Origin of the sequence: Mycobacterium sp., assembly GCF_040398885.1 — a bacterium.
Lineage (GTDB): Bacteria > Actinomycetota > Actinomycetes > Mycobacteriales > Mycobacteriaceae > Mycobacterium.
Genome location: NZ_JBBATF010000122.1, coordinates 1 through 9,313 on the forward strand (window position 1 = coordinate 1; position 9,313 = coordinate 9,313).

The 9,313-nt window shown below is 71.4% G+C and carries 12 protein-coding genes; 1 reads left to right on the top strand and 11 read right to left on the bottom strand.

Annotated elements, in window-relative coordinates; all coding sequences use genetic code 11:
* The 3 genes from ADBZ5U_RS11725 to ADBZ5U_RS11735 all read right to left on the bottom strand — a co-directional run.
* A partial coding sequence (locus ADBZ5U_RS11725; RefSeq protein ID WP_526265602.1) for a 3-deoxy-7-phosphoheptulonate synthase occupies positions 1-649 on the bottom strand: 649 nt, incomplete at its 3' end.
* 9 nt (positions 650-658) lie between these two features.
* Positions 659-1,171: a polyadenylate-specific 3'-exoribonuclease AS gene (locus ADBZ5U_RS11730; RefSeq protein WP_526265604.1), complete on the bottom strand. Its 513-nt coding sequence runs from the start codon at positions 1,169-1,171 to the stop codon at positions 659-661.
* A gap of 8 nt (positions 1,172-1,179) precedes the next feature.
* Positions 1,180-1,986, bottom strand: a complete 807-nt coding sequence (locus ADBZ5U_RS11735) for a hypothetical protein (protein ID WP_526265622.1) — start codon at positions 1,984-1,986, stop codon at positions 1,180-1,182.
* Positions 1,987-2,086: 100 nt separating this feature from the next.
* Here ADBZ5U_RS11735 and ADBZ5U_RS11740 point away from each other — a divergent pair, with 100 nt between their 5' ends.
* Positions 2,087-3,451 carry a glycosyltransferase 87 family protein gene (locus tag ADBZ5U_RS11740; protein WP_526265606.1) on the top strand — a complete coding sequence of 455 codons (1,365 nt, stop codon included), beginning with the start codon at positions 2,087-2,089 and terminating at the stop codon, positions 3,449-3,451.
* Here the strand turns inward: ADBZ5U_RS11740 and ADBZ5U_RS11745 are convergent.
* The 8 genes from ADBZ5U_RS11745 to ADBZ5U_RS11780 form a co-directional block, all read right to left on the bottom strand.
* The gene (locus ADBZ5U_RS11745; protein ID WP_526265608.1) at positions 3,372-4,109 is read right to left on the bottom strand and encodes a lysophospholipid acyltransferase family protein; all 738 of its coding nucleotides are present in this window, start codon (positions 4,107-4,109) and stop codon (positions 3,372-3,374) included. The two genes, ADBZ5U_RS11740 and ADBZ5U_RS11745, sit on opposite strands and share 80 nt — an antisense overlap.
* A gap of 96 nt (positions 4,110-4,205) precedes the next feature.
* Positions 4,206-4,688, bottom strand: coding sequence for a hypothetical protein (locus ADBZ5U_RS11750; protein ID WP_526265610.1), 483 nt, complete (start codon positions 4,686-4,688; stop codon positions 4,206-4,208).
* Positions 4,685-5,929: an ArsA family ATPase gene (locus ADBZ5U_RS11755; protein WP_526265612.1), complete on the bottom strand. Its 1,245-nt coding sequence runs from the start codon at positions 5,927-5,929 to the stop codon at positions 4,685-4,687. The genes ADBZ5U_RS11750 and ADBZ5U_RS11755 overlap by 4 nt, the downstream gene beginning before the upstream one ends.
* On the bottom strand, positions 5,929-6,363 hold the full coding sequence (locus ADBZ5U_RS11760) for an SRPBCC family protein (protein WP_526265614.1): 435 nt from the start codon (positions 6,361-6,363) through the stop codon (positions 5,929-5,931). Before ADBZ5U_RS11760 ends, ADBZ5U_RS11755 begins: the two co-directional genes overlap by 1 nt.
* 108 nt (positions 6,364-6,471) lie before the next feature.
* The gene (locus ADBZ5U_RS11765) at positions 6,472-6,861 is read right to left on the bottom strand and encodes a polyketide cyclase / dehydrase and lipid transport (RefSeq protein ID WP_526265616.1); all 390 of its coding nucleotides are present in this window, start codon (positions 6,859-6,861) and stop codon (positions 6,472-6,474) included.
* Between the two features lie 20 nt (positions 6,862-6,881).
* A complete protein-coding gene (locus tag ADBZ5U_RS11770; RefSeq protein ID WP_526265618.1) occupies positions 6,882-8,036 on the bottom strand; it encodes a glycosyltransferase family 4 protein in 1,155 nt (384 codons plus the stop codon).
* Between the two features lie 31 nt (positions 8,037-8,067).
* Positions 8,068-8,847 (bottom strand): hypothetical protein, encoded by a 780-nt coding sequence (locus ADBZ5U_RS11775; RefSeq protein ID WP_526265624.1) that lies wholly within the window; start codon positions 8,845-8,847, stop codon positions 8,068-8,070.
* Between the two features lie 19 nt (positions 8,848-8,866).
* A partial coding sequence (locus tag ADBZ5U_RS11780; protein WP_526265620.1) for an NlpC/P60 family protein occupies positions 8,867-9,313 on the bottom strand: 447 nt, incomplete at its 5' end.

A 9,313-nucleotide genomic window follows, 5' to 3' on the forward strand; every position in this document is an offset into this window, starting at 1 on the left:
GCGCCTCGTAGCGGGCGCCGGCCGGCGAGGTGCGCACGAACTCCCGGTTCCAGTAGTGGACCAGATGCAGCGACGCCAGGCCGGACGAGGTGAGCGCGCGCACCAGGTTCATCGCGGCGCTGGCGTTCGCGTAGGCGCGGACCAGACGGGACGGGTCGTGCTCGCGGACGGCGGCGTCGGGGGCGAATCCGTTGACCATGTCGCCGCGGTAGGACCTCAGCCCCAGCGCGTCGGTGTCCGACGAGCGCGGTTTGGCGTACTGGCCGGCGATCCGGGCGACCTTGACCACCGGCAGGCTGGCGCCGTAGGTCAGCACCACCGCCATCTGCAGCAGGGTTCGGATGTTGGCGCGGATGTGCGGCTCGGTGTTGTCGGCGAAGGTCTCGGCGCAGTCCCCGCCCTGCAGCAGGAAGGCCTCGCCGCGGGCCACCGCGGCGAGCTGTCCGGACAGCCGCTCGATCTCGGAGGCGACCGTGACCGGCGGGACGCTCTCGAGCACCGTGCGCATCGCCCGGGCGTGTTCGGGGTCCCAACTCGGCTGCTGGGCGGCCGGCTTGGCCAGCGCCGCGTCCAGTCGGCTGCGCAGGTCGGCCGGCAGCGGCGGCAGGGCCGGCAGCTGGTCGATCGGTACGTCGACGGTCCAGTTCACCCAGCCATCCTAACCGGGGCCTACCTGCGGCTGACCGACGTCGTGGCCGGTGGTCATCAGCAGATACCGGCGGAGGTTGTGCCGGGCGTCGACCAGGGCGTCGTGGGACTCCGGCGGCCGGGGCGGCATCCGGGGGCTGCCGTGGTCCTCCCACAGTTGGCGCAGTTCCCGGGTGAAGCGCGGGATCTGCGGCGGCAGGCTGGTCATCGGCCCCCACAGCTGGCACAGAGCCACGTGGTCGTAGGCGCCGACCCAGGCCCACAGTTCGATGGGCTCCTGGCCGTCGACGCCGAGGTAGCTCTCCAGTCCCTCGCGGATCTCCCGGCGGGAACGCCACAGCGGGGAGGCCGGCGAGGGCAACTTGGGCAGCACGTGGTTGCGCACCCAGCGGCCGGCCGATTCCGGATCGAACTCGGTTGACACCGCGTAGAACTCGCGGCCGTCCTCGGCGACGACGCCGATCGAGATCAGGTCGATGATGCGTCCGTTGTCGATGAACTCGGTGTCGTAGAAGTAGCGCACCAGCGGGCCTATCCCCCGGCCTGGACGGGTGCGGGCGCGGCGTGGACCTCCCGGTCGAGTTCGGCCTCGACCTCGGTGTCGTCCGGGAATCGCGGTTCCCCGGCGACGACGTGCTGCAGCCACAGGTTGGCCTGCACGAACGGCCGGCGCAGATAACGCTCCCGTTGCAGCGAGTGGTTCATCTTGCGCGGCTTGTCCTGATAGTGCCAGCGCGCCCACGGGGAATGCGGCCGGGCCAGTCGGATGGCCCCGATCAGCACCAGCGGGGTGAAGAACATGCCGAGCAGTCCGGTCCACAGCTTGCCTTTGAGCAGCACGATCACCGCGAGGGCGAGGTTGAGGACGGCCAGCGCGATGACGCTCACCCGGGCCGCGGTCGAGTCCGCGTCCCGCCAGATTCCGACGTCCAGCAACGACAGCGGGTTGAATCCCAGGACCAGCAACCCGGCCACGGCGACCGCGACGAAGACGGCGTCGACCGAGGTGCGGCCGTCCTCCGACCAGTACACGTCCTGCAGGTGCAGGATCAGGGCGAACTCGTCGAGAACCAGGGCCGCGCCGATTCCGAATACGATCGCAGCGGCGGTGAACTGGTGCACCGTGCCACTGCCCGCCATGGTGACCATCGCGACCCCGGAGACCAGCACGCCGATCACCCCGAAGACGGCGTGGTGGATGTGGGTGCCGCCCTTCCCGGAGATGTTGTGCGGCTGCCACCACTTGCGCGGACCGGTCCGGTCGGCGGTCGCCCGGATGTAGCGGGTGATCGAACGGGTGATGAAGAACGTCAGGATGAAAGCGATCAGGCACCACATCAGCGGTTGGCGGCCCGGGGCCACGAAATGGGTGTGGAGCACGGCTAGAAACTACGCTGCACCGGTGGACCGGGTGCCTGCGGATAGTCTGGTCCCCGGAATGAGCAGGTTGCCGGCGCCCGACGGGGGCGGTCTCCTCGGGCGAAGCCGATCCGGCCGCCCGCTGGTCTGGCGTCTGACCCGGGTGCTGATCGCGCTGGCCGTGGCCCGCGCCTGCTGGATGCTGTTCGGCGGTTTCCCGCACGACATGCCGTACCTCATCGACGCCGACGTCTACCGGATGGGCGGGCGGGCGTGGCTGGACGGCCGGCCGTTGTACGCCGGCGGGGCGATGTTCCACACCCAGGTCGGACTGGACCTGCCGTTCACCTACCCGCCGCTGGCGGCGATCGTCTTCAGTCCCCTGACGCTGGTGTCGCTGCCGGTGGCCGGCGCTGCCATCACGGTCACGACGCTGCTGCTGCTGGTGGTCTCGACGTGGATCGTGCTGACCCGTCTCGACGTGGCGCGGGACTGGCCGGTGGGCGGCTCACCCGCAACACGGCGGTGGTGGCTGGCGGCCGGACTGGTCGGCCTGGCGGTGTGGTGGCTGGAGCCCATCCAGGCCAACTTCACCTACGGACAGATCAACGTAGTCCTGATGACCCTGGTCATCGCCGACTGTGTCCCGCGCCGCACGCCCTGGCCGCGCGGGCTGCTGCTGGGATGGGCCATCGCCCTCAAACTGACCCCGGCGGTGTTCGTCCTCTACTTCGTTCTCCGGCGCGACCACCGGGCGGCGCTGACCGCGACGGCGTCCTTCGCGGCGGCCACTCTCCTGGCCTGGGCGTGGGCGCCCCGGGATTCGTGGGTGTACTGGACCTCGACGGTGCGCAACACCGGGCGGATCGGTGACGCCACCTATCACACCAACCAGAACGCGGCCGGGGCGCTGGCCCGGCTGGGCTTGGGCCACGGCGCCCATTTCCTGTCCTGGACGGCGGTCTGCCTGGCTGTGCTGGCACTCACCGTCTGGGCGGTCCGCCGGGTGCTGACCGCCGGCCCGGACGGCGGTGTTCTCGACGCCGGTCCCGAGCCGGTATTGGCGGTGGTGTGCGTCGCCCTGTTCGGCCTGGTGGTCTCGCCGGTGTCCTGGTCGCATCACTGGGTGTGGATGCTGCCGGCGGTCGTGGTGAGCATGGTGATCGCCGGTCGGCGACGCGATCCGGCCCTGGCGGTGACGGCGGCGGCCGGCGCGGCGCTGATGGTGTGGCCGCTCATCGAACTGCTGCCCGAACACCACGAGTCGGCCGCGGCCTGGTGGCGACAGCTGTTGGGGATCTCCTACGTGTGGTGGGCGCTGGCCCTGATCGCCGTTGCCGGGCTGCGGTCCGGGGCGTGGGCGCTCAGCCCGCGGCGGTCTCCGGAATCCGGGCCGGGGGCTCGGCCCGTTCGACCGGCTCAGCCCCCGGTACGCCTTTCTTGAGCGACGCGGCGTAGACGTCGACGTACTCCTGGCCGGAGAGCTTCATCAGCTCGTACATGACTTCGTCGATGACCGAGCGCTCGATGAATCGGTTGCCGGCCATGCCCTCGAAGCGGGAGAAATCCATCGGCTTGCCGAAGCGGACGGTCACCTGGCCGAACCGCCACATCTTGGAGCCGGGCGGGTTGACGACGTCGGTTCCGATCATCGCGACCGGAATCACCGGGACGCCGTTGTGCAGAGCCAGCCGGGCCAGTCCGCTCTTGCCCTTGTAGAGCCGGCCGTCGGGGGAACGGGTGCCCTCGGGGTACATGCCCAGCAGCTTTCCCTGGCTCAGGATGCGCTCGGCGGTGTCGAGTGCGTCCTGTGCCGCGTCGGCGTTGGTGCGGTCGATCGGCACCTGTCCGGCGGCGGTGAAGAACCACCGGTTGAATGCGCCCTTGATGCCCTTCCCGGTGAAGTATTCGGCCTTGGCCAGGAATGTGATGCGGCGCCGGACCACCAGTGGCAGGAAGAAACTGTCCGCCACGGCCAGGTGGTTACTGGCCAAAATGGCCGGACCCGACTTCGGAATGTGTTCCAGCCCTTCGATTTTCGGGCGCCCGAGGAAGGCGAGCAGAGGCCCCATGAAGATGTACTTGAACAGCCAGTACCACATGAGACATCCCTTACGCCCTACCCCGCTACCTCAGCCCGACTCTACCCCAGTCGCGGATGCCCGAACCACTCCAGGAGTGCCCTTCACGGCCAATCCTCAGACGTCGACGTCGCGGTCGGCGTCCGTGTCCACGTCGCTTTGGGCGCCGTCCTCGACCACGATGCCGTCCTCCACCACGATGCCGTCCTCCACCACGATCGGGATGTGGTGGAACCGCACGTTCGAGGACGGCGGCGGAGCGCCGTCGCCCCGGTCGTCCCCGGATTCGGCGGGGCCGGCCGTCCGGCCGTCGGCGGACGGGGTCGCCACCATCGCCTGAAGCACCGACATCAGCGTGCCGCCGTGCTCGGCGACGAGGTTGAGCATCGGGTGTTGCTCGCCGTTGACCAACGCCGCCAGCGCGCACACCGGGCACCACACCTGCTGGCAGCGCCCCGGGTCGCGCGTCGATTCACCGGCCGTCGAGGCCGTCGACTCACCGGCCATCGCCGCGGCGGCCCGCACCGCCGGTTCCAGCCGCTCCAGGATCAACTGCGCCAGTCGGCGCAACTCGGGACCGAGGTCGTCGTGCTGACTCATCGGGGCCACACCGCCGGGTCGGGCCGGAAACGCACGGTCAGTCCGCTGCCCCGCAGCGACGCGCCGATCACGATGCAGCGCCGCAGGACCGACGCCAGCCGCACCCGGCGACGCAGTCCGCCGACGCTGACGATCAGATCCTCACCGGCCCTCCCCAGGCGCAGCGCGCCCGGTTCCAGCGGCGGCAGCTCCAGCCGCATCCGGTAGACCGCGTCGACGCCCGAGCCGGACTCGCGGTCGACCACCGGCCGCAGCGGCCCGGGCGGCGCCGAGCCGTCCCGGCGGCGGGCCTCGTCGAGCAACTGCGCCAGCGCCTTGGGGCCGATCGGCTCGCCGGCCAGATGCGGCGTGAGCAACAGCTTCAGTTCCCCGCCGGCGGCCCCCAACCGGTCGAGCACCGACTCCTGCTCGGCGATCCGCGCGGAATACCAGTCGAAGGCCGGATGCTCGGGCAGGTCGCGGTACTCGTAGGAATCGTCACGGAACAGCACCTGGTTGACGATCACCTCGTTGACGCGCACCCCCATGACGGCCAGTGCGGTGAGCGCGCGGAGGGTCTCCGCCACCACCACCCGTTCGGGGGTGAGCACCAGGTGGGCGCCCACCCGCGGCCCGGTCAGCAGCTCGGCCAGAGCCGACACGCCCAGATGCACCGACTCCACCAGCGCCACCGTCGCCGCGGTGCGGGGGTCGTCGGTGTCGACGGACAGTCGCCGGTGGCGCGGCCAGCTTCGTTCCACGTAGACCGCGAAGGACGCCGGCAGCGTCAGCATCCGCAGCGCGTCGGCGGTCGAGGCGCAGTCCACCACGACATGGTCCCACCGCCCGGATGCGGCGAGATCCGCCACGGCCCGTAGTCCCAGCACTTCCTGGATGCCCGGGATGGCCGAAAGTTCCTCGGGGGCAAGATCTTCCAAGTCCGACGCCGGGAACCGCGCGGCCAGCACCCCGGCGACGGAGCGCCAGGCAGACTCCAGCAGGCTCATCGTGTCCAGCGCGATCGCGTCGAGATGACCGCCGCCGGTGTCGCCGCACTGCTCCTCGGTGAGGATCCGGACCGGCGCGGCTGGGGAACCGGGCTCGACGGCGACGCCGAGAACGTCGCCGAGGGAGTGCGCCTGGTCGGTCGACACCGCGAGCACCCGCCGGCCGGCCAACGCCTCCTGCACCGCCGTCGCTGCGGCCAGGGTCGACTTGCCGACCCCACCCTTGCCGACGAAGAAGCCGATGCGGGCGGCCATCAGCCCTCGACCCGCTTCTTGAGGTCCTTGAGCGCCGTTTCGGTGAGCCGGCGTTCGGCCTTGCGCTTGAGCAGTCCGATCATCGGCACCGTCAGATCCACCGACAGTTCGTAGGTGACGTCGGTCCCGCCGGCGCTGGGCGTCAGCCGGTAGGCGCCGTCGAGAGCCTTGAGCAGGTTGCTGGACACCAGGGTCCAGCGCACCGACGTGCGGTCCGGCGGCCAGTCGTATCTGAGCACCATGGTGTCGCGGAGCACGGCCGCGTCGAGCACCAGGCGGGCCACCCTCGGGTAGCCGTCGGCGTCGGCCTCGATGACCTGGGTCTCGGCGTACTCCGACACCCATTCCGGGTAGGAGCCGATGTCGGCGATGACCGCCATCACCGTGCGGGGATCCGCACCGATGTGGATGGTCTGTGCCGTCATGTCAGCCATTGTCACGCTTACCCGTCACGCTTACCCGTCACGCTTACCCGTCACGCTTACCCGTCATCCGTCCGACCCACGAAACGGTACCCTCCCCGGCCCGCGGTGACCCTTCTATCAGACGGCCGGTCCGACACCGACCGGACGTCCGGCCTCGAGGCGGTTCTTGACCTCGAACGCCATCCGCTTGCCGGCTACCCGGCGCCGGTGCGTCATCCCGGCGAGATCCATCTTCTCCAGTTCCCGGGCCGTCGCGCCGGACGGCTCGGCATGCAGTAGGTAGTGCAGCAGGACCCCGTCGAGCATCGGCTCCAGCCACACCTCCATGGTCCCGGTCAGCGGGCCGGTGACCGTCCACCGCACGCCCCGATCGGCCCGGTCCTCCACGACCTGCAGGAGCAGATCGGGAAACCAGCGCCGCCAGCCGGACCGGTCCCCGACCGCCGCGCCGACCGCCCGGGGATCGGCGGCGACGAACGTCTCGTCAGCCACCTGGATGCTGCTCACCGGGAGAGCTTCGCACACCGCTAGCCCGAAGAACGGACCGGAGGGACCCGAAGCAGGTCGGAAAGCCGCTGGGTGTGGGTGTCCCAACTCCAGTCCCGGGCGATCCAGCACCGTCCGGCAGCGCCCATCCGGCGCGCTTGGTCCGGGTCGGCCAGCAGACCGGCGATCACCTCGGCGATCTGTTCGCCGGAACGCCCGTCCACCACCCGGCCGGTCTCGCCCTCGAGGACCGTTTCGGGCGCTCCCCCGGAGTCGCCCGCCACCACCGCGACGCCGGAGGCGGAGGCCTCCAGGAAGACGATGCCGAGCCCCTCGACATCCAGGCCCGCCCCCCGGGTGCGGCACGGCATCGCGAACACGTCGCCCATCGCGTAGTGGGCCGGCAGTTCCTCTGCCGGCACCCCGGCGGTGAAGACGACGTCGGATCCGACGCCCGCCTCCCGCGCCATCCGGTGCAGGGCCTCGGCGTAGGGGCCGCCCCCCACGATGACCAGCGCCGCACCGTCGACCCGGCGCCGGATGTCGGGCAGCGCCCTGATCAGCATGTCCTGGCCCTTGCGCGGGACCAGCCGGGAGATGCACACCACCACCGGACGCTCACCGAGGCCGTAGCGGGCGCGCAGTTCGGCGCGGGCCGCCGGGTCCGGCCGGAACCGGTCGGTGTCCACGCCGGGCGGCAGGTGTTCAAGTTGGGCCCGCGGGCCGAACGCCGCGGCGAACCGGCCGCGGGTGTAGCGGCTGACGTAGGTGACGACGTCGGCGTTGTGGCCGATGCGCCGCAGCGCCGCCCGGGCGCCGGGCAGCATCGACCAGCCCACCTCATGCCCGTGCGTGCAGGCCACGACCCGCGCCGCGCCCGCCCCGCGGGCGCGGTCCGCCAGCAGCGCCAGGGGTGCTGCCGCGCCGAACCACACCGTCTCGATGCCGTGCTCACCGATGAGGCGCCGCATCCGGCGCTCGACCCCGGGCCCGGGGACCATCAGCGTGCCCGGGTGCCGGACGATCCGGTAGGGCGCAGCGCGGTCGTAGGCGTCGGAGTCCCTCCAGCGGGGCGCGTAGACGGTGAGTTGGTGCTCACCGGCGGCGGCCAGCCGGTCGGCGAACTGCTCCAGGTAGGACTGGATGCCGCCGCGGCGGGGCGGAAAGTCGTTGGTGACCAGCAGGATCCGTGTCATCGCCGATAAGGCTAACGGTGGCCCGCGGCGGCTATCTGCTCAGCCAGGCCGCCCACCGGGTCTGCAACTCGGCGGGGTCGACGTCGAACGCCTCGCGGACCGCCCGATCGAAGTCGCCGTGCCCGGGACCGCAGGCCAGGGTGTACAGCCGGCGCAGCCCGTCGACCCCGAAGGTGTCCGCGACGAACCGGGCGAACCACCAGGCCCGGTCGTATCCCCCCGAACGGTCCGGCCCGTCGAGTTCGGCGTCCGACGGCAGCGCCGTCCCTGCGCCGGCGCCCGGGGGCAGCGGAGCGGCGGGGCGGGCGACGAAGTCGGCGACGCCCTCGGTGAGCCAACGTGGCGCGTCCAGGGCAGTGTCCGCGCGGGCTGCGAGGTGGAAAAGCTCGTGGGTCAACACGATTCGCAAAGCCTGGTCGGACATCGCCGAGGCTCCGGGCGCCAGGACGATCCGCCGGCCGACTGCCCTGCGACTGCCGGGGTCCACCTCGTCGGCGACTGCCACCGCGGCGATGTCCTTCCATTCCCCGCGCGGGTCCAGATGCGCCTGGGCCGCGAACTGTTCGGGCGAATCGGTGGCGACGACGACGATCTCGCGCGGCCAATCGGTCCCCCAGAACCGTTCGACGGCGGTCACGGCTTCGTCGAGGTCGCCGCGCACCCTGTCCAGCAGCGCATCGGTGCGGGCGCCGCCGAGACTCCGGGCCGCGATCGTCCGCGGGGCGGGGGCCGGCGCGCTGCGCTCGACCGGTGGCGAGGCAACCAGGATCGCCGCGGCCACAGCCTGGACGGCGAGGGCGGCGGCCAGGATCGACCTGGCCGCCGACCTGTCAGTACCGACGAACGTTGTAGATCGGGGCGCTGTGCACCGACTCCACCCGGACCGGAATGCCGTAGGTGGAGGCGTGCACCATCATCCCGTCGCCGACGTAGATGCCTACGTGCGAGGCGTCCAAGTACTGGGTCACGACGTCGCCGGGCTGCATCTGGTCCACCGGCACCGGCTGTCCACCGGCCGCCAGGGCGTAACTCGAGTGCGGCAGGAACACTCCGGCCTGCTGGAAGGCCCATTGCACCAGACCGGAGCAGTCGAAGGCACTCGGGCCGGCGGCGGCCCATACGTAGGGCGAGCCGATTCGGGTCAGCGCGGCCTGGACGGCGGCCGCCCCCGCACCGCTGCCCCCGCCGCCCGGCCTGGGCAGAGCGGCCAGGGAGGCGACGTCACCGCGCATCCCGTCGGGCGCGGGCACCGCGGCAAGCGCGGCCGGCGGCGGAGC

Coding starts and splice junctions, on each gene's coding strand:
- ADBZ5U_RS11760 (WP_526265614.1), bottom strand. CDS start 6,363: ATGGCTGACATGACGGCACAGACCATCCACATCGGTGCGGATCCCCGC.
- ADBZ5U_RS11750 (WP_526265610.1), bottom strand. CDS start 4,688: ATGAGTCAGCACGACGACCTCGGTCCCGAGTTGCGCCGACTGGCGCAG.
- ADBZ5U_RS11755 (WP_526265612.1), bottom strand. CDS start 5,929: ATGGCCGCCCGCATCGGCTTCTTCGTCGGCAAGGGTGGGGTCGGCAAG.
- ADBZ5U_RS11770 (WP_526265618.1), bottom strand. CDS start 8,036: ATGACACGGATCCTGCTGGTCACCAACGACTTTCCGCCCCGCCGCGGC.
- ADBZ5U_RS11745 (WP_526265608.1), bottom strand. CDS start 4,109: ATGTGGTACTGGCTGTTCAAGTACATCTTCATGGGGCCTCTGCTCGCC.
- ADBZ5U_RS11740 (WP_526265606.1), top strand. CDS start 2,087: ATGAGCAGGTTGCCGGCGCCCGACGGGGGCGGTCTCCTCGGGCGAAGC.
- ADBZ5U_RS11735 (WP_526265622.1), bottom strand. CDS start 1,986: ATGTGGTGCCTGATCGCTTTCATCCTGACGTTCTTCATCACCCGTTCG.